The sequence below is a fragment of the Pseudoalteromonas sp. 20-92 genome, assembly GCF_030847595.1.
Classification (GTDB): Bacteria; Pseudomonadota; Gammaproteobacteria; order Enterobacterales; family Alteromonadaceae; genus Pseudoalteromonas; species Pseudoalteromonas fuliginea.
In genome coordinates, this window is record NZ_JANJGQ010000006.1 from 50,216 (window position 1) to 74,430 (window position 24,215).

Below are 24,215 nucleotides of genomic sequence, written 5' to 3' on the forward strand. Positions count from 1 at the left end.
AGACCCAGCATAAATGCCGCAATCTTACTTTAATACCGGTTAACTCAGGTGAATATTCGCATATTACTTGCAGACCTGAGCTAATTTCGGTGCGTATTATCGCTTAAAAATTATTTTTTAGCAACAGGCGCCATCATCATAACCATTTGGCGACCTTCAACACGATTTGGGAAAGACTCAACTACAGCAAGCTCTTCTAAATCGGTTTTGATACGGTTTAATAATTCTATACCAATTTCTTGGTGAGCCATTTCACGACCACGGAAGCGGATAGTAATCTTAGCTTTATCGCCAGCTTCTAAGAACTTACGTAAGTTGCGAAGCTTAACCTGATAATCACCTTCATCCGTACCTGGACGGAATTTGATTTCTTTTATCTGGATTTGCTTTTGCTTCTTCTTCTGCTCTTTTAGTTCTTTGCTTTTTTCAAAGATGAACTTACCGTAGTCCATGATTCTACAAACAGGCGGCTCAGCGTTTGGACTGATCTCAACAAGATCAACACCCGCTGCATCGGCCATAGTTTGCGCGTCTTGTAATGACTGAATTCCAGCTTGTTCGCCTTCAATGTCAATTAAACGAACTTCTTGCGCTGTAATTTCTTCGTTAATACGATTTTTTTGAGCTGTTTGTTGCCCTTTCTTGCCGCCTCTAATAGTACGTTCCTCCAAGAATATCAATAATATAAGCGTGTAATTGGCTGTTTGTTAATGCCCTACACGCTCGGTTTTTACTGTCGATTTTTAATTTCTTCGCTAATTTTAGCTACAAAATCATCAACATTAAATTTGCCAAGGTCTTCACCTGTGCGAGTACGCACTGCTACTTCTTGCTGTTCAACTTCTTTATCGCCAACAACAAGTAAATATGGAATACGCTTCAGTGTATGCTCACGGATTTTAAAGCCAATCTTCTCATTTCTCAAGTCAGCAGCAGCTCTAATTCCAAGTTTATTTAATTTTTGTACAACTTCTTTAACATAAGGAGCCTGTTTATCGGTAATATTCATAATTACCACTTGCTTTGGTGCAAGCCACGTCGGGAATAATCCAGCGTACTCTTCAGTTAAAATGCCAATAAAGCGTTCAATAGAACCTAAAATAGCACGATGTATCATTACAGGGGTACGACGTTCGTTATTTTCTGCTACATAAGTAGCACCTAAACGACCCGGTAAAGCAAAGTCTAATTGCACTGTACCACACTGCCACGCTCTGTCTAAACAATCGTACAAAGTAAATTCAATCTTCGGACCGTAAAACGCGCCTTCGCCCGGAAGATAATCAAATTCAATATCGTTTAGCTTAAGTGCATCAGCTAAAGCAAGCTCTGCTTTATCCCACATATGGTCTTCACCAATGCGTTGTTCTGGGCGAGTAGATAGCTTAACGACAATCTTCTCAAATCCGAATGTTTCATATGTATCATAAACCATCTTAATACACGCTGATACTTCGTCCATTATCTGCTCTTCAGTACAGAAAATGTGAGCATCATCTTGTGTAAAGCCACGTACACGCATTAAACCGTGTAGTGCACCTGATGGTTCATTACGATGACAACAACCAAATTCAGCCATACGAAGTGGTAAATCACGGTACGATTTTAAACCTTGGTTAAAGATTTGCACGTGACCAGGACAGTTCATTGGTTTAATCGCGTATTCACGCTTTTCAGACTCAGTGGTAAACATTGCTTCTGAATATTTTTCCCAGTGACCTGATTTTTCCCAAAGTGAACGGTCCATCATCATTGGACCTTTTACTTCTTCGTACTCATATTCGCGTAACTTTTCACGTACAAATTCTTCAAGCTCGCGGTAAATACTCCAACCATCGTTGTGCCAAAATACCATGCCTGGCGCTTCTTCTTGCCAATGCCATAAATCAAGCGCTTTACCAATACGGCGGTGATCGCGTTTTTCAGCTTCTTCAAGGCGTTTTAAATACGCTTTAAGTTGCTTTTTATCGCCCCACGCTGTGCCGTAAATGCGTTGTAGCATTTTGTTTTCTGAATCACCACGCCAATATGCACCCGCAACTTTCATTATTTTGAAGTTTTGGCAAAATTTCATGTTAGGAACGTGAGGTCCACGACACATGTCTACATATTCTTCGTGGTGATATAACCCTGGACGGTCATCTTTAGCGATGTTTTCGTCCAAAATTTCTATTTTGTATGTTTCGCCACGCGCTTCAAATGTATCGCGTGCTTCTTGCCAGCTTACTGTTTTTTTCACTACGTCGTAGTTGGTTTTTGCAAGTTGCAGCATACGCTTTTCAATTGCTTCAAGATCATCTTGTGATAATGAATGTTCCATATCGATATCGTAGTAAAAACCGTTATCAATGGTAGGACCAATTGCCATTTTTGCGTCGGGGAAAAGTTGCTTAACTGCATGACCAATTAAGTGAGCACAAGAGTGACGAATGATTTCAAGGCCGTCATCGTCTTTAGCGGTAATGATCTCAAGACGAGAGTCTTCAAAAATTTTATCACATGCATCAACACGGTCGCCATTTACACGGCCCGCAATGGTCGCTTTAGCTAAACCAGGACCAATGTCGTTTGCAACATCAAGCGTGCTTACAGGGTTTTCAAAACTACGTTGACTTCCGTCTGGAAGAGTAATAATTGGCATTATAAATCCTTGCTACAGTGGTGACACCTACAATGTATCACGTGTATTTTTAATAAATTAAATGAGAATGACTCGACAACGCTTTTACGAATAAGCATTGACTAATATATGTAGATGAGGAGTCTATTCAACTACAAGATATATTGTCGCGTGCCGCGCATTTAATTACAAGTTTAAAGGGGTGAAATCCACCCGTTTTATCCACAAAATGTAGCTTTTAAAGCAAAAAAATCATTTTATTAAAATATAAAAGCATCAATGCATTAATTACGCGCCTACAACTATACCCACACTCGCATTTTAATGTGCGTTGCGTATAATACTGCGTAATTAAGTTATTTTAGAGAATAGACATGAGAACATGTGGTGTAGAAATTACCGGTAGTGATGTACTACTTTGTATTTTAAGTAAAGATAATGACGTATTTGATATTCGCGATGTGCGCCAAACACGCTTTACCTTAGGTAACGGTAACGACACTGAAGTAATGCGTAAATTTCAATTCGATTTTGCAAAACTAATGCAAGATTACCAAATTGATTCTGTTGCAATTCGTGAGCGTCAGCCTAAAGGTAAGTTTGCTGGCAGTGCAAAAGGCTTTAAAATGGAAACTGCAATTCAATTAATCGACAACTTAGATGTACGTTTATTTACTACAACTGAAGTTAAAGAGCAGTTAAAACGCAACCCCATCCCTATTGATTTTGAAGAAACAGGCCTTAAAAAGTACCAAGAAAATGCTTTTGTAAACGCTTACGTTTACATCATGAAAAAAACATACCGCAGCGACGAAATGTAAACTCATTACTCTTTTAAAAACGCGTACTTACAGTGTAAGACGCGTTTTTTTATGTCTAAAAAGTAGTATTAGCTTTTATTAATCGAATAATACATTAGTCTAACCGCACTTCTCTTTGTCGACAATATGTGTTTATTTTAACTTTGTAGTTTAATAACTCACACACATTTTCATGGAGAGAGCAATGCACACACACACTATTGCGGTAAAAGAAGTAGAACAAATAAATCACTTGCCGTTATCTCAAAGCTACTTTAAAGGTATACAAAGCACACCTTTAACAAATTCAACTATAGGCGAGTACTTTGACTTTATTGTCGACAAAAACTCAGAGGCGTTAGCTGTTGTAGTTCATCACCAGGGTATTCGCTTAACGTATAAAGAATTTCAAAAAGAAGTTAATCAACTTGCTATGGGGTTGCTGGCACTTGGCGTGAAACCAGGCGAGCGTGTTGGTATTTGGTCTCCTAATAATATTGAGTGGTGCTTAACCCAATTTGCAACGGCAAAAATTGGCGCAATAATGGTGTGTATCAACCCAGCGTATCGCCCTAACGAATTACAATATGCCTTAAATAGTGTTGAATGCTCTACTCTAATCACAGCATCAAACTTTAAAGGCAGTGATTATTTAGAAATGCTCAATGGTTTGGCTCCAGAACTTGCAACTTGCGATAAAGACACACTTAATTTAAAAGCACTGCCCACTCTTAAAAATATAATCCGCATTGGCGATGAAGCATCTCCTGGTATGTACTCTTTTAACGATGTTATTAACTTGCCAGCACCGGCACATGAGCTTGAATTAAAAGCAATAGGTGAAAACTTAAATGCTGAGCAAGACATCAATATACAATTTACATCAGGCACAACAGGCAACCCAAAAGGCGCAACGCTCACGCATAAAAATATTTTAAATAATGCGCTATTCGTCGCCGAATCTATGCACTTTACGAGCGATGACAAGTTATGTATCCCTATCCCGTTATATCATTGCTTTGCAATGGTATTGGGTAGCTTATTGTGTGTTAGTAAAGGTGCAGCAGCCATTTACCCAAGTGATTCGTTCGATGCAAAGACCACACTAGATGTAGTTCAACAAGAAGGATGTACAGCGCTGCACGGTGTACCTACTATGTTTATTAGTGAGCTTGAGCTAAGTAATTTTAACGATTATGACTTAAGTACTTTACGCACGGGTGTAATGGCAGGCTCTACATGCCCAGAGCAAGTAATGCGCAAAGTACAAACACAAATGAACATGCATCAAGTACTGATTGCTTACGGGCAAACGGAGTGCAGCCCCATAAACAACATTACCGAAACAGACTCTTCAATAGAGCGGCAAGTAACGACGGTTGGCCGCGCCCTTGCCCATACCGAGGTTAAAATAATTGACGAGCTGGGTAACATTCAAAAAATTGGTCAACCTGGCGAAGTGTGTAGTAAAGGTGCAGGCATAATGCGCTGCTATTGGAATGACGAAGCTAAAACAAAAGCCACAATAGATGACGAAGGTTGGCTGCACTCTGGCGATTTAGGTGTCATGGATACAGAAGGGTTTGTCACGATTGTTGGGCGTATAAAAGATATGATTATTCGCGGCGGCGAAAACATTTACCCTCGAGAAATAGAAGAAGTACTTTACACCTACCCGGGCATTCAAGATGCTGCCATATTTGGTATAACCGATGAAAAGTATGGCGAGGAAGTGTGCGCTTGGATCCAACCAAAAGAAGATGCTGTACTTAATGAGCAAGCAATTCGTGAGTTTTTAAAAGACAAACTAGCCTACTTTAAAATGCCACGACATATCCGTTTTGTGGAAAACTACCCAATGACAGTAACAGGTAAACTGCAAAAATTTAAAATGCGCGAGCAAATGCAAGAAGAGCTAAGCGAAAATCCTTTTTCCTAGTTTCGTCTTTAAGTAACTGGGACTCTGGATAGGGAATTTATCTCAGAGCTATGTTCAGAGCTAGCAGCGTTAAATTTACGTATGTTAGAACTAATACTAAAAAGCACAGCCAATTGGCTGTGCTTTTTATGAACTGAATTGTGCTGAATTTATTATAAATTCAACATTCTCTTTTTTAAACGTTCTAAGTCAATCGCACTTGAGCGCACTGTTAATTTAATATGGCTGTATTCATATTCTTCTTTAACAACACTCATACTTGAGCGAATTTCGCCCACGATACCTTTGGCTGTATACGGTATAACAATCTCTTCTTCAATCATGTCCTCTTGAGCAATACCAATAATATATTTGTGCAATTTACTAATATCATCTGGATTACGCGTAGAGGTCATCATCGCATCAGGAAATTCATCCATTAGCGACTGCTGCTGCTCAGTACTTAATTGGTCTGACTTATTCAGTACTAATAATTTTTTGCTACCTTCTACCCCAACTTCTGCCAGTACTTTATGTACTACTTCAAGCTGTGAGCGAAAAGAAGGATCTGAAGCATCTACAACATATAACAATAACGACGCATCATGTGCCTCAGCGAGCGTTGAATGAAATGAAGCCACCAAATCGTGAGGTAACTTTTTAATAAAACCAACTGTATCTGATACGAGTATACGAGGCTGTGTAATCGGATACAACGCGCGAACAGTGGTATCTAGAGTAGCAAAAAGTTTGTTTTCGCCCTCTACATCACTGCCTGTAATTGCGCGCATCATTGATGACTTGCCTGCATTGGTATAACCAATTAAAGCCACTGAAAATAGCTCAGAGCGCTGCGTACGTCTGTCCATCATTACATCTTGAACACTAACAAGCTCACGCTTTAACTCTGCTAATTGATCGCGCACCTTTCGGCGATTTAGCTCAAGTGTGGTTTCACCCGCACCTTTACCCATTTGGCGTTCTTTATCACCTGTTGATGTTTCACGCAGTCGTGGCGCGACATAATTAAGGCGAGCAATTTCAACTTGTAATTTTGCTGTTTTAGTACGCGCATGACGACTAAATATTTCAATGATAATACCGGTGCGATCAAATACTTCTACACCCAGCTGGTTCTCAACATTACGCAGTTGAGAGGGCGTTAAATCGCAGTCAAATACCACTACATCGGCACATGCAAAATCTAAATCGTTTGATGGGATTTCTGACGATATTTCGGTTAAAGGGTCTTCATCAAGTAAATTATCTTCTTGCTCGTCTTCAACCATCCCTTTATTGCCGGTAAGGTGAGCTATTTCAGCTAGTTTACCTGAGCCCAGTACATTAACTTTTTGAGTTGAGCTTTGCTTTTGCGATTGCGTACCTACTACTTTAAATCCTAACGTAGTCACCAAACGAGCAAGCTCTGCAAGCGACTCTGTTGCTTCGTCACCTTTAAATTGTGGTGTACTAATAGAAATAAGTAACGCATTAGGAAGTGATGGTTTTGCAGTTAGTTGCATAATTTTTTATATGTTAATGCACCTAAAGTGCAAACCTAATTTTCATTCGAAAGTAAGCTGATCCTACGCTGTTATGGCCGAGCTTTACAGCGTTATAGCTTACGAATGCAATTATTATCTTCATTTTGCCAAAATTAGCGTAAATCTATGAACTATTTATACGGGGGCATTATAATTTTTACACGCAAGTAAACCAATAAGTAACTTGGTGTTGTTATAAATGTATTTAATTATTAAGTGTTGGGGTTTACCATTGATAATAGGCTTTATGTAGCATTGCGCATACACAAGCCCATTAACTAAAAGCTAATTAGTTAAAAACTAATTAGTTAAAAACTAATTAGCTAAAATCAATTACTCAGCAGACTCTTCTGGACGATGCTGCTTTTGTACACCGGTTAAAAACAAGCGTAATATTTGATCGTTACAAACACGGTAATGTTTGTTATCTACTTTTCGAGAAAATGCACTTAACTCATGTTTACTTAAGTCAAAATCAACAAGTGCAAGTGTTGCTATGACATCTTCTGCTTTCATATTTAAAGCAATACGTAGCTTCATAAAGATAATATTGTTGTTTAGCTTTTTCTCAGGCTCTGGTTGCTCACCTTCGCGTTTGCCACGTTGGGTATTAATAAACCCATTTAAAAAGCTAGCAAACTCAGTATCACTTATTGGGGTAAAAGCCTCTTCACCTTCTTTAGTTAACCATGCAATTACTTGCTCTTTGGTGACCGTATGCTCTGCTGATGCAAAAACATTGACCATAGCAGTATCAGTTAAGTTAAAAGTGTAGCGAATGCGGCGTAAAATATCGTTATTAGTCAAAGTAAATCCCAAAGTGAGGTATAGCAACCAAGCAGTTATTGCTTAATTTTAAATAAGCGCCTAGTTTAACAGGTTTACTAATACCACCCTATTAATTTTTATCTGAGCTTCTTATACCTAGTTACCAAGCACCTTGGCAGGATCTACGCGCGTTGCTTGCCATGCAGGATAAATAGTGGCAAGTATCGCAAGCACAAACGTAACAATCACTGTAATACCAATGTCTTCGAGTACTAATTTACTTGGTAAAAACTCTATAAAATAAACGCCCTCAAGTGGATTGGCTCCAAATAATTGGCTTATCCACGTAAAAAGCTCACTTATATTAAGCGCTAATACCACACCAATTAGTGTTCCTAGTGCCACGCCTACAAATGCTTGCATTAAGCCTTGCATTACAAAGGTGGCTAAAATAGTACTGTCTTTCGCGCCCATGGTTTTTAAAATCGCGATATTGCCTTGTTTTTCGCGTACTTCCATCACTAAGGACGATACAATATTAAAACTGGCTACCGCTATAATTAAAAACACCACAATATAAACAATAGTACGTACCATTTGAATATCTTGATAAAGGCTGCCTTGGGTTCTAAACCAACTAGAAACATACACATAGTCGTCAATAGTTTGGCCCACTTTTAGCGCTATTTGGTGCGCCGAAAACACATCATCAACACTTAACCGCAGCCCTGTTACTTGAGTTTCATCGTAACCCAATGTTTGCTGCGCTTTATTAAGATGTATAAACGCAGCGGTACTATCAATGGGGCCTCCCATTTCTATAACACCTGCAAGGTTAAGTGTTACGCGTTTAGGCGCTAATAATGACTGACCTTTTTGGCCTATTTGCGGAATAAGTAACGTAATGTTGTCGCCTACTTTTGCATCTAACTGTTTTACTATTTGCTTACCTAAAATTACATCGTCAAAGCCTAACTGGCTGACCAATTTACCACTGGTAAACTGGTTTACCGCCGATACATTACTCTCGAGCGATGGCTCAACACCTCGAATTTCTATCGCTTTTAGCTGGCTTTTATATTGCGCCATCCCATTCACTGCAATAAATGGCGCAGCCCCTGTTACATGCGGTTGTGTTTGTAAATCCTCAACTTTTTGCGGCCAATTTGCAATGGGTCTACTTGGTGCTACATATTCCACCTGCGGCACAACGCTTAGCAATCTATGTACTAGTTGTTGCTCAAAACCATTAATTACCGACAGCGCCACAATTAAAACCGCGACACCTAATAAAATACCAATAGTCGACGCTTTAGCGATAAAACTAACAAAGCCGTTTTTTTCATCTTTGTGGCCTGAATAGGCTCTAAAACGTTTACTTAAAAATGCACTAAGCAACATGCTGCGACTCTTTAATAGCTAATTTTCCATCGTCTAAATAAGCTATTTTGCCTAGCTTATCGGCAAGTTCTAAATCGTGTGTAACTACCACAAAACTGGTGTTTAAGCTTTGGTTAAGCTCATTTATTAAATCGTAAATTTTAATCGCATTTTGTTTATCTAAATTACCGGTTGGTTCATCAGCAAGCACAAGCGCAGGTTTAGTAACCAGTGCGCGGGCAATAGCCACGCGTTGGCGCTCTCCACCAGAAAGCGCAGACGGTTTATGCGAGCTGCGATGTGCAAGGCCTACTTTTTCGAGCATATCGAGCGCTTGAGCTTTGGCTTCTTTTGCACTCAAGCCTTTAATTAGTAATGGCATAGCCACGTTTTCGACTGCGCTAAACTCCATTAATAAGTGATGAAATTGATAGATAAAGCCCAAATTTTGGTTTCTAAATGCGGCTTGCTCTGTTCGCGAAAGTTTTGCAACTTCTTGGTTTTTAATTTTAGCGCTACCTGAGCTTGCGGTATCTAATGTGCCAAGTATGTGTAAAAGCGTACTTTTACCAGAGCCAGAACTCCCTACAATAGCGAGCATTTCACCTTGCTGCAGCGCTAAATCAACACCTTTTAATACTTCAACTTGGTTGCTGCCATCTTGATAAACCTTACTTAAATTTTCACAACTAATTACTAAATCATTCATAACGTAATACCTCTGCTGGTTTTACTTTTGCGGCTTTACGCGCAGGATATAAGGTAGCTAAAAAGCTCATAGCAATACTGGCAAACACTATTATTACTAAACTCAAAATATCAAATTTTACCGGAAGCTCTATACCCGCCAATAAGTTTAAGCCCACTAATGCAAGTAGCTCATTTATATATAAACTAAATATTACACCTAAAAATGCGCCTATTGCAGTACCAATTACGCCGTTATATAAGCCTTGCACCATAAACACTTTTTGCACTTGCGAAGGTGTTAAACCTAACGTTTGTAGTATGGCTACTTCACCTTGTTTTTCGCTTACCATCATGGTTAATGCCGATACAATATTAAATACAGCCACCAATACAATGAGGGCAAGCAACATAGACATAATGCGTTTTTCCATAGCCACGGCTGCAAATAGAGTACCTTGGGTGCTGCGCCAATCACTATAATTATGATCTTGTAAAATACGTTGGCTTGCTTCAATAAATTCATCTAGTTCGAAAGGTTCGTGCAATGAAACACTTAAATTTGGGGCAGTGTTTTTATCCAGCTTTAATACCCGTTGTAGCGAAGCGCCACTCGTAAACGCAAGTGCCATATCTATCTCAGATCCGGTTTCGTATATTGCGGCAACTTTAAATAAACGCTGGCTGGGTACTCGCCCAAGAGGTGTATACGTTGAAGCATTAGGCATAATAACGCGAAGCTTATCACCCACGCTAACGCCTAATTTACGACTCAAATAACGGCTTATAGCAATGTTGTAATTTTTGTTTAATACAGTTTTCCAATCGCCTTGCACTATTTTATCGGTAATTTTATACAAAGAACCGCTATCGTTATAAAGGCCTTGCAGCAAAACGCCGTGCAAGTCTTTATTCGTTTGCAAAATAGCTTCGCCGTGGCGATACAAGCTTACATGATCAACATAAGGAGATTGTTCGAGGTCGGTTTTAAGGGTGCCCATTTGAGTGGCAGTGTGTTTACCTGCGCTAACTTCAACATGCGGAATAAGTCCAAGCATATTGGTTTTTAGGCTATTTTCAAACCCGTTCATTACACTGCTTACCGTAAATAATGCCATTAAACCAATAGCGATACCGGCAATAGAAAAAAACGAAATAAACGATATAAACGCATTTCCTTTAGAGGAGCGACTATATCTAAGCCCTATAAATAAGCTAACCGGTTGAAACATATTATTTTTAACACTTATCGTAAAAGTATTGAGCAATAGTAGCACGAAAAAAGTGCCTTTGGGTATGGCGTAAAATGTAAGAAATAATTTAAAAATCTGATACTTGGCTATATTTACAGCAATACATGCTTAACCATTAATTCGCGGTTAAGCTTTCAGCCCTTTAACTAAATAATCGAGCAATACCCGTACATTAGTCGCCACAAACTGCCTTGGTGGATATACACCCCATACCCCTTCTTGCTGTGGTTGATAGGGTGTTAAAATAGGCACCAATTGCCCTGAGTTAATTTCGTTTTCAATGTAGTAGTCTGGGAGCTGTACAATACCGAGCCCCTTTTTTGCGCCATCCACCAGCGCCCAACCACTATTACACTGTAGCCGCCCCGCTATTTTAATGTGTTTATCGCGCCCATTTTCGTTTACGCGCCAGTAGCTACTATTCCCAATTAAGCATTCATGGCTGTTTAGCTCGCCTAAAGTATGCGGCTCACCAAATCGCGTTAAATACTGTGGTGCCGCGCACATAATAAAACGCCGCGCACTTAACCTACGCGCTTTTAAGCTCGAATCTTTTAAATGCCCTAACCTTATGGCTAAATCAAATCCACCCTCTAACAAATTTTCTTGCTCGTTACTTAATGTGGCAACAACTTCTACCTCGGGATGATCCTTCATAAAATTATGCACTATAGGCATAATAAAGCTCTCTCCGTACATAACTGGTGCTGTGAGCTTAATTTTACCCTTTGGTGTAGTTTGGTGCGTGGCAAGACCTTGAGTTGCTTCATCCATAGCATGTTGTAAGTGCTTTATTTGATGTAAATACACTTCACCTTCTTTAGTTAAAACCACTTTACGGGTTGTACGAGTTAAAAGCTGGGTATTTAAACGTTGCTCAAGCGCCGTAACATGGCGGCTAATATGCGCAACCGAAAGCCCAAGCGTTTTTGCAGCCGCAGTAAAGCTGCCCTCCTCCCCTACAGCTATAAACTCATCTATTCCATTCCAACGCGCCATTATTACCATACTGTAAAAGTGTTTTAATAAAACTGAGATTATCATTATTTGAGAAACAAATACAATAAGCACATCACCCAAGCAAATTGGGTCTACAATTATTTTTTAATAGCCAGTTAAAGGAAATAAAACACATGTCTGAATTTATTAAATCAAAAGCAGCTATTGCTTGGGGTCCTAATCAACCACTTAGCGTTGAAGAAGTTGATGTAATGATGCCTAAACAAGGCGAAGTAATGGTAAAAATTACCGCTACAGGTGTGTGTCATACCGATGCATTTACATTATCGGGCCAAGATCCTGAAGGCATATTTCCTGCTATTTTAGGTCACGAAGGTGCTGGTGTTGTCTATGCAGTTGGCGAAGGCGTAACGAGTGTTGAAGTGGGGGATCATGTTATTCCTTTATACACTGCAGAATGTGGCGTATGTAAAATGTGTACTTCAGGTAAAACTAATCTGTGTTCAGCCGTGCGCGAAACACAAGGTAAAGGCCTAATGCCAGACGGCACTACACGCTTTTTTAAAGATGGCCAACCAATTTATCACTACATGGGTACATCAACGTTCTCTGAGTACACTGTATTGCCAGAAATTTCACTCGCTAAAGTAAATAAAGAAGCATCACTAGAAGAGATTTGCTTACTAGGCTGTGGTGTAACAACGGGCATGGGCGCAGTTACCAACACAGCTAAAGTAAAGCCTGGCGACACTGTTGCTATATTCGGCTTAGGCGGTATTGGTTTATCTGCGATTATTGGCGCAAAAATGGCTGGTGCAGGTCGTATTATTGGTGTTGATATAAACACCACTAAATTCGATTTAGCTACAAAACTAGGTGCTACTGATTTAATTAACCCAAAAGATTTCGACAAGCCAATTCAAGAAGTTATTGTTGAGATGACAGACGGCGGCGTTGACTACTCGTTTGAATGTATCGGTAATGTTGACGTAATGCGCTCAGCGCTTGAGTGTTGCCACAAAGGTTGGGGTGAGTCGGTAATTATTGGTGTAGCAGGTGCAGGCCAAGAAATATCAACCCGTCCGTTTCAGCTGGTAACTGGGCGTGTATGGCGTGGTAGTGCATTTGGTGGCGTTAAAGGCCGTTCACAACTCCCTGAAATTGTTGAGCGTTACATGGCGGGTGAATTTGCTCTTAGCGACTTTATTACTCACACAATGAGCCTTGAAGAAATTAACGAAGCGTTTGATTTAATGCACGAAGGCAAAAGTATTCGTACAGTCATTCATTACTGATAACAGCTAAGCACGTTAAATAATAAGCCGTAATACTTTTAAGTTTACGGCTTTTAAGGATTAAGTATGTTAGAAAATATCTCAAGTGTAAAAGTGTCTGGCGGTTGGCATAAGCAATATACTCACAGCTCGCAAAGTACACATTGCACTATGCGCTTTGCCGTATTTTTACCACCTGGCGCAAGTGAAGCAAATAAAGTACCGGTACTTTATTGGTTATCGGGATTAACCTGTACCGACGAAAATTTTATGCAAAAAGCCGGTGCATTTAAAAAAGCAGCAGAGCTAGGCATTGCTATTGTAGCGCCTGACACCAGCCCGCGTGGCGAAAACGTACCCAATGAAGACAGTTACGACTTTGCACAAGGCGCAGGCTTTTACGTAAATGCCACGCAAGCTCCTTACAACACCCATTTTAATATGTACGATTATGTTGTTAGTGAATTACCAGCATTGATTGAACAACATTTTCCAATAACAAGCACAAAAGCAATTAGCGGTCACTCTATGGGCGGGCACGGTGCATTAATGGTCGCACTTAAAAACCCGACTGCGTTTGTAAGTGCCTCGGCTTTTAGCCCTATTGTAAATCCGATTGAATGCCCTTGGGGTGTAAAAGCATTTACTGGTTATTTAGGAAATGATAAAGCGCTTTGGAAGCAATACGACAGCTGCGAGCTGATGAAAAACGCAGAGCAAGCTAATTACTTACCTATGTTAGTGAGTCAAGGTGATGCCGATGGTTTTTTACAAGAGCAACTTAAGCCAGAAAACTTAGTCGCTATTGCAAATAAAAAAGGCTACCCGCTTACACTTGAAATGCAAGCAGGCTATGATCATAGTTACTTTTTTATAAGCAGCTTTATTGACCAACACTTATTATTTCATCATCAGTTTTTAACTGCTTAGACTCATTAGTGTGTAGAGATGACTTTTCTACCTCTACACACTCTTTTAGACTTTTAGTGACCTGCCTACATACTTGCGTAGTAGTGCTTTCCCCTTTAACTAGGCTAACAAGAGCCGAATCTATCTTTAATCCCATATCAGTAAAGTTAAATCCGTTTTTATCTGTAGGTACTGGCTCTAGTGGGTTTTTATAAGGTGTTGACTGCGCTGGGCTAATACTATTTTTATCATTACGCGCCTGAGATTGTGCTTGCCCATCAATAATAGCGCCCGCAACTGTACAGCCAGAAAGGCAATAAAAAAACAAAAGTACAATAATTGTTTTCATCATTCATCCTAAACAAAATATTACCTAAATTGTATACGTTTTTTATTGTAACTCTGTAAAAAAATGTAAGTATTACTACCTAAAATCATTTATAAACTTTCTTGTAACACCCACCAGCTGCAATATAAAAAATGGTGATCCTAAATAACCTAAAATTTTATTAATGGTAGGTTGTAAGTGTTCTGTGAGAAATTCAGGGAATAAAAAAGCAAAAACAGATAACCCAGCGCAAAATAGTAACGCTGTTTTTTCAAGGTTAGTTGTTGTGATTAATGTTTTATTTAAAGGCAAAAGGTTCACATAGGTGTCTTTTAGTATGATAAAAGAATACGGGGCTTTAAAACTCAGATCAAATTAACTATTGCGTAAAATAGTAATAAAGGCATGTAAAAGTTTCCTCAATAATTTTTATTAAACTCAGCTTCCTAAAATAAGTCATTGATTATTAGTTATTTATGAAATGGTCCGCTGTTTGCTTATTATTAACAAAATTAACCCGCATAGGCTCAATAATGGAAATTGATTTACAGTGGAATGAAATCATCGATAACTTAATACACTTAGGTATTGCATACCTACTTGCACTACCCATGGCTTACGACAGAGAGCGAAGTAATGATGGCGCAGGTCTTCGTACCTTTCCTCTTGTTGCTGTTGCATCGTGTGGGTATGCATTAATCGCTATGTCGGTTTTAGATGGCGCAGAAGCTCAATCTAAAATGTTACAGGGTATTATTACCGGAATTGGTTTTATAGGCGGTGGGGCTATTTTGAAAAATAACAAATCAACCTCCGGCACAGCAACCGCTGCAAGTATTTGGAATATGGGCTTAATTGGTATAGCCGTAGCCTACAGCCGTTACGAAATAGCCATTTTACTTGCCATTATTAATTTTATAACGCTAAGGTATGTAAAAAAGTTTAAGTGATAATTAGCTGTATTATTACAAGTAATGCGAGCAAATATTGGTCGCATTGCGTGTGTATAATCACTGGCAAAATATAAATACACGGTTTTAATTTGATACTATATAACATATAATAAATACAGTTTTAAATCACTCTATATAGCTCTCTTATGTCGCTACCTTCAACCGATAACCGCTTACATCATATTGATATATTACGAGGCATTATAATTTTATTTATGGTTATTGACCATGGTATGTATTATTGCCTTAATTACTCAGTTACTGATCCGATGACCATTCCAGGGACTGATCCCGTTACCTTTTTTACGCGTTTTGTTTCTCACTTTTGCGCACCACTCTTCGTATTCTTAGCAGGTCTATCTGCGGCTATAACAGAGCATAAATATGTATCCACTAAAGCATTTTCACAGAGCTTGATTATTCGTGGTTTAGTCCTAATTTTGTTTGAATTTACTATTGTTTCGTGGTCTTGGAGCTTTAACCCATTATATCCAATGCTATACGCACAAGTTATTTGGGCTATCGGCTGGGGCTTTGTGATTTTAGGACTGCTGCGTTTCCTTGGCATTTATGCCATTTTTGTAGCAGGCTTATTACTCGTGTTTGGGCATAATTTATTTGATGGCACAAGCTTTGAGCCTAATACATTTGCACATACTGCTTGGTCTATCGCACATCAAAAAAATGTACTTGATCTCCCTTTTGATTTTCAAATTAGAACAACCTACCCTGTTGCCCCCATTGTTGGCTTAATGGCATTGGCATATTGCGCTGGTGTTTATTACAAAGCGCAACAATACAGTAAAAAAGTGATGAATCACGCATTGTTATTAGGGGTTACTTGCCTTGCGCTTTATGGCGTTTTACGTGGATTTAACATATACGGTGATACATCACAATTTGCTATACATACAAGCTCATTGCTCACTGTTATGTCATTTCTAAACCCAACAAAGTATCCGCTTTCGCTGCAGTTTATGTTACTTACAGTTGGCCTTGGACTTATTTCTTTAAAGGCATTAAGTGGTTTAAAAACCGATTTTTCGCATAACTTTTTACAAGTACTGGGTAAAACAAGTATGTTTTCATACCTTGTGCATTTGTATTTATTACATGCTATTGCTTGGTTACTTATACCTATTCTTGGCTTTAATTTTAGCGATATGACCTACGCAGATACTCTCGTTGGTTTGCCTGAAGGTTATGGCATGAGTTACACGGCAACACTTTTATTTATTGCCGTTGTAATAGGGCTAACAACCCTACTCGCTAAGCGATACATTGTTTGGAAGCGAAACCACAAACATAGCTTAATTGCTAAATATATATAAATAAAAACACAAACCCCGCATAATATTTGCGGGGTTTGATGTAATTAGCCAATACCTAAAACTTATAAAAAGCTATCACCACTTTGTTTTAGCGTAACGGTTTGTGCTTGAGCGCTTTTAATTAATAACCCACAACGCACATCGTTTTGTGAAATCACAATTTTATCAATAGTGCTTGTATCGTAATTTACTACTTTGTTTTCGCAGCGTAACTGGACTTTAGTAAGCGGCATTTGCGCTTCAAGCGCTACTTCACTTTTTGACAATAAAGGTAATACCGCCTGCTTAGGCAAAAACTCTATTTGTTGTTTTATATCGCCAGAACGTTTATAAATGTCATTAACTTGAGCTAATAACTGTTCCTTATTTTGCTGTGTAAAAGTGATGGATTCAATATTGCCTAACGCATCTATTGCGTCATAGGCACGTACATAATCTTGTTTTGATATAAACCATTGTAATGCATTTTTTATCACACGCTTTTGAATTTGATCTGGTAGGTTACCTCGAAATAAAAATGCTTCGTTGATGTGCTGATCAAAGCTCTTCCAGTCTTGTACAAAATAACTGTGCTGGCTTTTAAGCCATGCAAGCAAAACAATCTCAACCGTATTTTTCGTATGTTCATTTTCTAACTCATTAATACGGCTTTTAGCTTCATCGTATTTCTTTTCATCAATTAATTTACTAACTTGTTCATAATCATTAAAAAAGCCGCGAGACGCTTTATCATTTGAAAATCCAACATGTAAATTTTGCGAACTTACAGTAATAGTTTTTGCTACAGGTATAGTCTCGCCATTTAGTTTTGCACTTTTGTAGTTGAGCTTAGACACGTAGTCCATTACTTCTCTTTGATACTTTTTTTGACCAGCTGTAGCTACAATTTCGATATCGCTCACTTGGCCGTTTTCATCAACTAGATAACTACTTAAATTAATTCCTTCTAATCGAGACGCACGCGGTGAGGTATTAGTAAGCTGATCGTAATTTTTATTAATCACTTCTGCAGGGACAAAGTCGTCAGCAAACGCAGGGAATTGAGTAAAAGCAGAAGTTAAAGAAAGCGCTAATACGAGTTTTTTCATCGATTTTATCCATCCTAGATAGTGTTTATATAATAGAAACAAACGATCCACATAAAAGCAAGTGTAAATACAAAAATCAGTTCATTTAATGAGCTTCACTCAGACAAAACTTAATAGCTAAATATATTTATGGCATTAAAAAAGGCGCTTAAAAAGCGCCTTGCTAACAAGTATGTGTGCTTAAAACATATCTTGATAGGAGTTTGTTGTGCTAAACGTAATTGCTTTTTCAAAGCCTGGTAACTGAATACTTTGCTCGTCTATTACAATGTCGTTGTCGTCAATAAGTCCGTCGCCAAAGCGATAAATAAGCTCGTACTGGCCTAAATCTGCTTGCGTTTGATACGTTTTCTGCGAAGCGCTAACCACACTATTTTCCTGTGTGTAACTAGTCATAACATCATCGCCATGGCGCTTAGCAAGCATTTGCATTGTTACTTTTGGTGAAAGTACAGTCGCTGTTGCATTGTTTCCGCCAAAGCCTTTTGAATTTATAAAAGCAATATCCATATCAGCGCACTCGTGATGGCTATTACGAATATCAAGATGGTCGCTATAAACATCATCAGCAACTTTATCAATTGTGGTAATACCCGGCATAATATTATGACTAAATATGCCTAACGCAATCGCTAACTGGTCACCACTTGCAGGTGCAATAGTATGGCCAACATACGCTTTTGGCGCTGTTACTTTCCAGTTATCAATAGCAAACGTTTGCGCTACTTTATGATAAATCAAAGACTCTGTTACACGGTTTTGCGGTGTACTAGAACCATGAGCTAAAATAAAGCTACGTTCTTGCAGTGCTTCTTTACCTAATAAGCTGCTAGCAAGTGCAGCTGATTTTGCCATTGTAATATAGTTACCAGGTCCTGGTGATGTAATCGACTTCTTAACACCATCTGCATTTACAAACACATCCGGTACGCTGCCCATAATATCAGCGCCCAACTCAAGGGCTAAAGCATCATCCATTAAAATAGCAACTTGCGCGCCCTCACCTAATGTAAAGCCACAGTTATCGCCAAATGGGCGGCTGCTATTACGGTAATCTGGTTCTTCATCATTTGATAAGTTATCTAAACGACGCAGCCCTTCAATGTTTGCAAGTGCGCTCATGTTACCAAAGCCTTCTACAACTTCTGGTGTAATAGCACACTCAACACTTGCGACAACCGCAACGCGTGTACGCCCTGCTTGTATGTCATTAACCGCTGCACGTAAATTATATAAAAACGTTGCACATGCGCCCGAGGTCGAAAACGTAGTACCTACATTGCCCGTAACATAGGCGTTTATAAAATCGGTCGACATTGTATTTAAGCCCAGTGCTAACTGCTTAGTGCTAACACGGTCGCCTTGTTGGCGCGCCTTTACTAAACCACCTAGGCCTTTGTCGTCCATTTGGCCAATTACCGATGCTGAATAGGTACCAATTTTATCTGGCTCTACGCTATTCATAATATGCTGCCAATCAAGCCCTGTTGATTTAATAGCATCGGTAGCTGCAAAAATAGTGGCTTGCAAACCACGAGGCTGATAGCGGCTGTTATACATAACTGATGGATCAAACCCAGTCGGAAATTGCCCTGCTGATTTAATCGGGTTATCACGTGTTGAGTCGTGCTTAACATCTATATCTGCGGCAATAGTTACTTTTACTTTTTTGCCTTCAAGCTCTTCAACTTGCCAGCTAGCAGGAACCGGTGTAGGTAAGTCGCGAGCACGCGTTTCAAACACAATTGCGTTATCGCTTGATGCGGTCAGTGTCATTTTTTGCTGCCACGGTGTGGCATCGGCATCAAAGTGTTCTTTTTCAATTTTACGAATAAGTGTACCAGCAATAATTTGCTCACCAAAGCGTGCTTCTATGTCGCTTTGCTCAACATTATTACCTTGTGTATCTTGTAATTGGCCGTTTACAACGCTTACTAGATTCATCAGTGTGGCGAGGCCTAAAAATGTTTCACTGCGATCTTGAGCATTTAAACTATCTAACACGATACGGCGATAACCTTGATGAAAAGAAGTACGGCCAGCGGCGTTAATGCCACCCATGCCTACTATAACGGGTAATGCTGTCATAATTTACCTTTTAGAAACGTGTTATAAGGAGAAGAGGCAGTTTAAATGGATTATGCACCATACATTGTGCTTTAATAGCCAAATATTCAGCACAAAAGGCCAAAATGTACTGGTCGGAGCATTTATATGACTGATAAACACACTAATCCACCACTAAACATTGCTATAGCGGTATATCCGCATTTACTAGTGACTAGTTTAACGTTACCTATAGAAATGCTAAGAGCCGGCGAGGCCTTTGCTAAAGGGCATCTTGATAAGCAAAGCTTTAGGCCACTTGCTATAAATTTAGTGGCTAAAAGTGCTGAATTTATACCCACCCGCGCAGGCCTTGCTATAAATCCTGATTGCATAACAACTAATGCGCCCTACAGCGATTTAATTATAGTGCCTGGTATTTGGCGAAATCCGCGCCCTGTGGTACGTACAAATCAAGAGGTAGTTGATTGGCTAAGCGAGAGCTTTAGCGCAGGCAGCCATGTAATTGGTGTAGGTACTGGCAACTGTTTATTAGCTGAGGCAGGCTTACTTGATGGCCACCCTGCTACCACCCATTGGCATTACGCCAAACAATTTAGCCATGACTACCCGCAGGTGCACCTAAAGCCCGACTTTTTTATAACCCAGTCAGAGCGAATGTATACCGTAGCAAGCCTTAATGCGCTTGCCGATGTGATCGTGCATATTATTAGCCAGTACTACACAAAAGCCGCCGCGCAGCATGTAGAGCGTAATTTTTCGCACGAAATACGCAAACCCTATGAAGATCAACGCTACTTAGAAGGTGCAGTAGATCGCCACCCCGATGAGCTAATTGCGCAAATTCAATTTTGGCTAAAAACTAATTTAGCCACCGAGCTAAACTTGCAAGAAGTCGCTGCCCAATTTAGCTTAAGCTATCGTACTTTTACCCGCCGTTTTAGAGCCGCTACTAATCAAAGCCCTATTGAGTATTGGCAGCAATTACGTGTAGAAGGCGCAAAAGAGTTATTAGCATCATCAAATTTATCAATTCAAGAAGTGGCTTTAGAAGTAGGATATAACGACCAAGGGCATTTAACCCGCGTGTTTAAAAAAGTATTAAGCCAAACACCCAGTGGTTACAGAAAAGTAGTTAGGAGAAAGTTATTTGGCTAATTATAGTGCTTGTTCGAATAGGACTAATTTCAATAGCACTAAAAAAACGCCACTTTTAGTGGCGTTCTGATTCATCAAATTCTTTTCGATAGTAACGTTTTTGATAATTTTTTACTTTAGTGTGTACGCCTTTGCTTAAGCTTTTAAATTTAGCTTCGAGTACGTCTACACCGTATAAAATACCGACCACCAGCACCGAGAGTTTTATTGCAGCGCCAAGGTTTTCGGTCGCTATCATAACGCCTATTGATGCAAGCACCCAGATGGTTGCAGCTGATGTAACGCCAACTACCGCACCATCTTTTGCGAGCATAACGCCTGCCCCTAAAAAGCCAATACCTGTAATTATTTGCCCAACCACACGAGAATGATCTATTACATCCCCCTGTAAATTAAACGCAGTGGATAAAAACAAATACGTACCCAAAGTTATTAACGCTGATGTACGAATCCCTACAGGTTTACCACGCAACTGGCGCTCTATACCAATAATAGCACCACAAAAAGCCGCAGTACCAATAGCTGCCCACGAATACGGGGCTACATCAATTAAATCTAAAAAAGTCACTGTTAACCTTATATTTTATTAGCTATAGCCACCGCCGTTCTTAAACGTTGGCTACCAAACGCTGACATTTTACTAAAATCACTTCGCGCAATAGGTACATATTGGCAATCTATTGCGAGCTGTTTATCGTTACCAGGCTCACAAAATGGATCGTGAACATACACGCAGTGCTCATCAAGGTGCGTAACACACACCCAATGTGGTGATTTTTTACCATCAAAACTGTATGTACTAATTAATAACAGCACACTAAAGCCTTTACTTAACCACAGCTCAATATGCTCAAGCTCTACATCTTTATACGTAAGCGGTATATTTGCCTGTGCAATACCATCTACAAATTGCTGATGCACTGTGGCAAGCACCACTTTTTTGTTTTCGTTGCGTACGCCATCTAAAAACAAAGGCTCTGTGGTATTAACCATTACTTCGCTTTTAAAACCACGCTTATTAGCGGCAAGCGCCAAACCAAACGGATGGCAACCACCATGACCCGATGTCATAAAAATGGTGGTACCTTCACGCCAAAGTGCCAGCTCATGTGATTGAGTTTGCTCAGTTGTTGGCTCAAGTGCACCCATTGCCATTAATAGCGCAGCAGGCCCACAAGTAAACTCGGTAGTTTGCTGATACCACGGCGTTAAACGTGCCACTTTTAACTCACTTGTTTGTCGAATGTTTTTTTGCATTCGTAGGGCATCACTGTGGTCATCGTAATAATCGCTGTATTGACCAAACACTCTGTAACCCAAGCTTTTATAAAGCCCTATCGCACCTTCGTTATTTACAGCCACCTCTAAACGAAGGTAAATACGAGCCCGCTCACACGTTTCTTTTTCAAGGCTAGTAAGTAGTGCTTTTGCAATCCCCTTACCTTGCATTGTGGGTTTTACAGCAAGCGAATATAAACGCGCTAAACGCGTCCCTTTATGGCACCACACTAATCCATATCCACATACTTGCTCGCCATTTTGGGCAACGAGTAAAATACCGTGTTTTGCACTAAGCCAGCGTTTTAGACTACGGGGACTTAATTTATCGTTATTAAAGCAAGCATTTTCAACGTCAATCAGTGCATTTAAATCACTGCTAAGCGCCTTTCGAATAACAAGGTTGCTCATGTTATTACCCACGGCCTCGTGCTTCTAAGCGTTGTTTAAACTCATCCATAATGATCATGTATAGCTCATCGCCTAAATAGCCGTCTTCTACCTTGTGATCAATACTTGGGTTGTCGTTTACTTCAAGTACATATGCTTTGCCTTGATGCTCTTTAACATCTACGCCATATAAACCCCTACCTACTGTTTTACAGGCTTTTAATGCTGCATCTAATATCGCTTTTGGTAACTCAAAGGTTGGCAGAGTTTCAAAGCCACCAGAGAAAAAACGTTTCGCGTCGTGGTTATAAATTTGCCAATGGTTACGCGCCATTAAATAGCGGCATGCATAAATTGCACGGCCATTTAACACACCCACTCGCCAATCGTATTCGGTATACATGTACTCTTGTGCAAGCACTAATGCGCTAAACTCAAACAGCTCTGTAAGCTTAGCGGCAAGCTCATCACGGTTTGAAACTTTAAACACACCTTTTGAAAAAGACCCTTCAGGCATTTTTAAAACAAGCGGATACGTAAACGCTTCTTCTAATTGCTCAAGCGTTTCATTTGCTTGATCAGCCACTACAACCGTTTTTAAACTTGGCACTTTTTGATAATTAAATGCATCGTGTAAATACACTTTATTACAACAACGTAAAATAGACTCAGCATCATCAATAACCACTAAACCCAGGCTTTGCGCTTTGCTCGCAAGGCGATACGTTGGATGGTCAATCGCTGTAGTTTGGCGAATAAATAACGCATCAAACTGGGCAATATTGTCAATTTCGTCAAAGCTTAATGCTTGTGCATAAATACCGTGTTTAGCCGCTGCTTTAATAAAGCGTGCAATGGCATCTTTATCACTCGGTGGTACTTTTTCGTTATGATCAACAAGTATTGCCATATCCCATCTAAAACGACGTTGCACCGAACTAATACGCCACTGCGTTTTAGTAAAGTTATCTAGCTTGGATACAAATTCACTGTACTGCTGCTCGCTTAAAGACGACATCGAGCCTTGTTGCAATAATCCTTGTTCATCAACAAATAAAATAGGCGCTGGGTATTGTTTAAATACCGACTTTGCCGCTTTTGATTGTAAATCGTTTTGGGCATTACCAAAGTAAAGTGTGCCGTCTATTTGACCCACATTTAACATAGGAGCTTGGCCACTACGAAGAGCATTAATGGTTTTTACACTGGGTAAAACTTGGTGCTTGCGCGCCTCTGCAAGTAATGAGCAATAGTAACCTTTGCTCAAGTATTGGCTTGAGTCGCATAGATTAATAATGCGTGTTTTTGGTTCGTTATGTTTTGGGTAATCACGTAAGTAGGTATTAAACGTAATTACATTTTCGAACGATTGAGCAAGCGTTTGCTCGTTGTTATCAACCACAATTAAGGTTTTAAACACGACTTTTCCTAGTTAAGTCAAAATATAAAAAGCATGCTTAGTAAAATACTAAGCATTATAAATAGAAACACCCATCGTACTAAGTGGGC

22 protein-coding genes are annotated in these 24,215 nt (G+C 39.6%); 7 read left to right on the forward strand and 15 right to left on the reverse strand.

The window, feature by feature from the left end:
• Window positions 1–110: 110 nt before the first annotated feature.
• The gene (gene infC / locus NRL14_RS07935; protein ID WP_007375325.1) at window positions 111–671 is read right to left on the reverse strand and encodes a translation initiation factor IF-3; all 561 of its coding nucleotides are present in this window, start codon (window positions 669–671) and stop codon (window positions 111–113) included.
• Between the two features lie 59 nt (window positions 672–730).
• Window positions 731–2,641 carry a threonine--tRNA ligase gene (thrS, locus tag NRL14_RS07940; protein WP_149605398.1) on the reverse strand — a complete coding sequence of 637 codons (1,911 nt, stop codon included), beginning with the start codon at window positions 2,639–2,641 and terminating at the stop codon, window positions 731–733.
• 353 nt (window positions 2,642–2,994) lie between these two features.
• Between thrS and NRL14_RS07945 the strand changes: the two genes are divergently transcribed.
• Window positions 2,995–3,441, forward strand: a complete 447-nt coding sequence (locus NRL14_RS07945) for a DUF3010 family protein (protein ID WP_002960715.1) — start codon at window positions 2,995–2,997, stop codon at window positions 3,439–3,441.
• A gap of 184 nt (window positions 3,442–3,625) precedes the next feature.
• A complete protein-coding gene (locus NRL14_RS07950) occupies window positions 3,626–5,359 on the forward strand; it encodes an AMP-binding protein (protein ID WP_306724396.1) in 1,734 nt (577 codons plus the stop codon).
• Window positions 5,360–5,511: 152 nt separating this feature from the next.
• On the opposite strand, the gene hflX is transcribed toward NRL14_RS07950, so the two are convergent.
• The 6 genes from hflX to NRL14_RS07980 form a co-directional block, all read right to left on the reverse strand.
• Entirely contained in the window at window positions 5,512–6,861 is a 1,350-nt protein-coding gene (hflX, locus tag NRL14_RS07955; protein ID WP_007375328.1) for a GTPase HflX, read from the reverse strand.
• Between the two features lie 354 nt (window positions 6,862–7,215).
• The gene (locus tag NRL14_RS07960; RefSeq protein ID WP_002960721.1) at window positions 7,216–7,689 is read right to left on the reverse strand and encodes a DUF1456 family protein; all 474 of its coding nucleotides are present in this window, start codon (window positions 7,687–7,689) and stop codon (window positions 7,216–7,218) included.
• A gap of 117 nt (window positions 7,690–7,806) precedes the next feature.
• On the reverse strand, window positions 7,807–9,051 hold the full coding sequence (locus NRL14_RS07965; protein WP_007375329.1) for a lipoprotein-releasing ABC transporter permease subunit: 1,245 nt from the start codon (window positions 9,049–9,051) through the stop codon (window positions 7,807–7,809).
• On the reverse strand, window positions 9,041–9,739 hold the full coding sequence (lolD, locus tag NRL14_RS07970; protein ID WP_007375330.1) for a lipoprotein-releasing ABC transporter ATP-binding protein LolD: 699 nt from the start codon (window positions 9,737–9,739) through the stop codon (window positions 9,041–9,043). The genes NRL14_RS07965 and lolD overlap by 11 nt, the downstream gene beginning before the upstream one ends.
• Complete coding sequence (locus tag NRL14_RS07975; RefSeq protein WP_306724397.1) at window positions 9,732–10,949, reverse strand: lipoprotein-releasing ABC transporter permease subunit; 1,218 nt, start codon at window positions 10,947–10,949, stop codon at window positions 9,732–9,734. The genes lolD and NRL14_RS07975 overlap by 8 nt, the downstream gene beginning before the upstream one ends.
• 147 nt (window positions 10,950–11,096) lie before the next feature.
• Window positions 11,097–11,969 carry a LysR family transcriptional regulator gene (locus NRL14_RS07980; protein WP_306724398.1) on the reverse strand — a complete coding sequence of 291 codons (873 nt, stop codon included), beginning with the start codon at window positions 11,967–11,969 and terminating at the stop codon, window positions 11,097–11,099.
• Between the two features lie 134 nt (window positions 11,970–12,103).
• Here NRL14_RS07980 and NRL14_RS07985 point away from each other — a divergent pair, with 134 nt between their 5' ends.
• Together NRL14_RS07985 and fghA are read left to right on the forward strand one after the other, a co-directional pair.
• The gene (locus tag NRL14_RS07985; RefSeq protein WP_306724399.1) at window positions 12,104–13,225 is read left to right on the forward strand and encodes an S-(hydroxymethyl)glutathione dehydrogenase/class III alcohol dehydrogenase; all 1,122 of its coding nucleotides are present in this window, start codon (window positions 12,104–12,106) and stop codon (window positions 13,223–13,225) included.
• 66 nt (window positions 13,226–13,291) lie between these two features.
• Complete coding sequence (fghA, locus tag NRL14_RS07990; protein WP_306724400.1) at window positions 13,292–14,134, forward strand: S-formylglutathione hydrolase; 843 nt, start codon at window positions 13,292–13,294, stop codon at window positions 14,132–14,134.
• On the opposite strand, the gene NRL14_RS07995 is transcribed toward fghA, so the two are convergent.
• Together NRL14_RS07995 and NRL14_RS08000 are read right to left on the reverse strand one after the other, a co-directional pair.
• Entirely contained in the window at window positions 14,088–14,462 is a 375-nt protein-coding gene (locus NRL14_RS07995; RefSeq protein ID WP_008134020.1) for a hypothetical protein, read from the reverse strand. The two genes, fghA and NRL14_RS07995, sit on opposite strands and share 47 nt — an antisense overlap.
• Window positions 14,463–14,537: 75 nt before the next feature.
• A complete protein-coding gene (locus NRL14_RS08000; RefSeq protein ID WP_306724401.1) occupies window positions 14,538–14,762 on the reverse strand; it encodes a hypothetical protein in 225 nt (74 codons plus the stop codon).
• Window positions 14,763–14,974: 212 nt separating this feature from the next.
• On the opposite strand from NRL14_RS08000, the gene NRL14_RS08005 reads away from it, so the two are divergent.
• On the forward strand, window positions 14,975–15,391 hold the full coding sequence (locus NRL14_RS08005) for an MgtC/SapB family protein (protein WP_024590122.1): 417 nt from the start codon (window positions 14,975–14,977) through the stop codon (window positions 15,389–15,391).
• A 149-nt stretch (window positions 15,392–15,540) separates the two neighbouring features.
• Complete coding sequence (locus NRL14_RS08010; RefSeq protein WP_306724402.1) at window positions 15,541–16,725, forward strand: DUF1624 domain-containing protein; 1,185 nt, start codon at window positions 15,541–15,543, stop codon at window positions 16,723–16,725.
• A 62-nt stretch (window positions 16,726–16,787) separates the two neighbouring features.
• Here NRL14_RS08010 and NRL14_RS08015 read toward each other — a convergent pair whose 3' ends face one another.
• Both NRL14_RS08015 and NRL14_RS08020 read right to left on the reverse strand, forming a co-directional pair.
• The gene (locus NRL14_RS08015) at window positions 16,788–17,813 is read right to left on the reverse strand and encodes an energy transducer TonB (protein ID WP_306724403.1); all 1,026 of its coding nucleotides are present in this window, start codon (window positions 17,811–17,813) and stop codon (window positions 16,788–16,790) included.
• 180 nt (window positions 17,814–17,993) lie between these two features.
• Window positions 17,994–19,901 (reverse strand): beta-ketoacyl synthase, encoded by a 1,908-nt coding sequence (locus NRL14_RS08020; RefSeq protein WP_306724404.1) that lies wholly within the window; start codon window positions 19,899–19,901, stop codon window positions 17,994–17,996.
• Between the two features lie 126 nt (window positions 19,902–20,027).
• On the opposite strand from NRL14_RS08020, the gene NRL14_RS08025 reads away from it, so the two are divergent.
• Window positions 20,028–21,038 (forward strand): GlxA family transcriptional regulator, encoded by a 1,011-nt coding sequence (locus NRL14_RS08025; protein WP_306724405.1) that lies wholly within the window; start codon window positions 20,028–20,030, stop codon window positions 21,036–21,038.
• A gap of 55 nt (window positions 21,039–21,093) precedes the next feature.
• Here NRL14_RS08025 and NRL14_RS08030 read toward each other — a convergent pair whose 3' ends face one another.
• Genes NRL14_RS08030 through NRL14_RS08040 form a run of 3 tightly spaced genes read right to left on the reverse strand, consistent with a single transcriptional unit; the run spans window position 21,094 to window position 24,126 of the window.
• Window positions 21,094–21,606, reverse strand: coding sequence for an MgtC/SapB family protein (locus NRL14_RS08030; RefSeq protein ID WP_149605384.1), 513 nt, complete (start codon window positions 21,604–21,606; stop codon window positions 21,094–21,096).
• A gap of 8 nt (window positions 21,607–21,614) precedes the next feature.
• Window positions 21,615–22,727 (reverse strand): GNAT family N-acetyltransferase/peptidase C39 family protein, encoded by a 1,113-nt coding sequence (locus tag NRL14_RS08035; protein ID WP_306724406.1) that lies wholly within the window; start codon window positions 22,725–22,727, stop codon window positions 21,615–21,617.
• 4 nt (window positions 22,728–22,731) lie between these two features.
• On the reverse strand, window positions 22,732–24,126 hold the full coding sequence (locus tag NRL14_RS08040; RefSeq protein ID WP_306724407.1) for a RimK family protein: 1,395 nt from the start codon (window positions 24,124–24,126) through the stop codon (window positions 22,732–22,734).
• Window positions 24,127–24,215: the final 89 nt, after the last annotated feature.

Bases quoted from the DNA above. Each gene is read 5' to 3' on its own strand.
- thrS (WP_149605398.1), bottom strand. From the start codon at position 2,641: ATGCCAATTATTACTCTTCCAGACGGAAGTCAACGTAGTTTTGAAAAC.
- NRL14_RS07945 (WP_002960715.1), top strand. From the start codon at position 2,995: ATGAGAACATGTGGTGTAGAAATTACCGGTAGTGATGTACTACTTTGT.
- NRL14_RS07950 (WP_306724396.1), top strand. From the start codon at position 3,626: ATGCACACACACACTATTGCGGTAAAAGAAGTAGAACAAATAAATCAC.
- hflX (WP_007375328.1), bottom strand. From the start codon at position 6,861: ATGCAACTAACTGCAAAACCATCACTTCCTAATGCGTTACTTATTTCT.
- NRL14_RS07965 (WP_007375329.1), bottom strand. From the start codon at position 9,051: ATGTTGCTTAGTGCATTTTTAAGTAAACGTTTTAGAGCCTATTCAGGC.
- lolD (WP_007375330.1), bottom strand. From the start codon at position 9,739: ATGAATGATTTAGTAATTAGTTGTGAAAATTTAAGTAAGGTTTATCAA.
- NRL14_RS07975 (WP_306724397.1), bottom strand. From the start codon at position 10,949: ATGTTTCAACCGGTTAGCTTATTTATAGGGCTTAGATATAGTCGCTCC.
- NRL14_RS07980 (WP_306724398.1), bottom strand. From the start codon at position 11,969: ATGGCGCGTTGGAATGGAATAGATGAGTTTATAGCTGTAGGGGAGGAG.
- NRL14_RS07985 (WP_306724399.1), top strand. From the start codon at position 12,104: ATGTCTGAATTTATTAAATCAAAAGCAGCTATTGCTTGGGGTCCTAAT.
- fghA (WP_306724400.1), top strand. From the start codon at position 13,292: ATGTTAGAAAATATCTCAAGTGTAAAAGTGTCTGGCGGTTGGCATAAG.
- NRL14_RS07995 (WP_008134020.1), bottom strand. From the start codon at position 14,462: ATGAAAACAATTATTGTACTTTTGTTTTTTTATTGCCTTTCTGGCTGT.
- NRL14_RS08005 (WP_024590122.1), top strand. From the start codon at position 14,975: ATGGAAATTGATTTACAGTGGAATGAAATCATCGATAACTTAATACAC.
- NRL14_RS08010 (WP_306724402.1), top strand. From the start codon at position 15,541: ATGTCGCTACCTTCAACCGATAACCGCTTACATCATATTGATATATTA.
- NRL14_RS08015 (WP_306724403.1), bottom strand. From the start codon at position 17,813: ATGAAAAAACTCGTATTAGCGCTTTCTTTAACTTCTGCTTTTACTCAA.
- NRL14_RS08020 (WP_306724404.1), bottom strand. From the start codon at position 19,901: ATGACAGCATTACCCGTTATAGTAGGCATGGGTGGCATTAACGCCGCT.
- NRL14_RS08025 (WP_306724405.1), top strand. From the start codon at position 20,028: ATGACTGATAAACACACTAATCCACCACTAAACATTGCTATAGCGGTA.
- NRL14_RS08035 (WP_306724406.1), bottom strand. From the start codon at position 22,727: ATGAGCAACCTTGTTATTCGAAAGGCGCTTAGCAGTGATTTAAATGCA.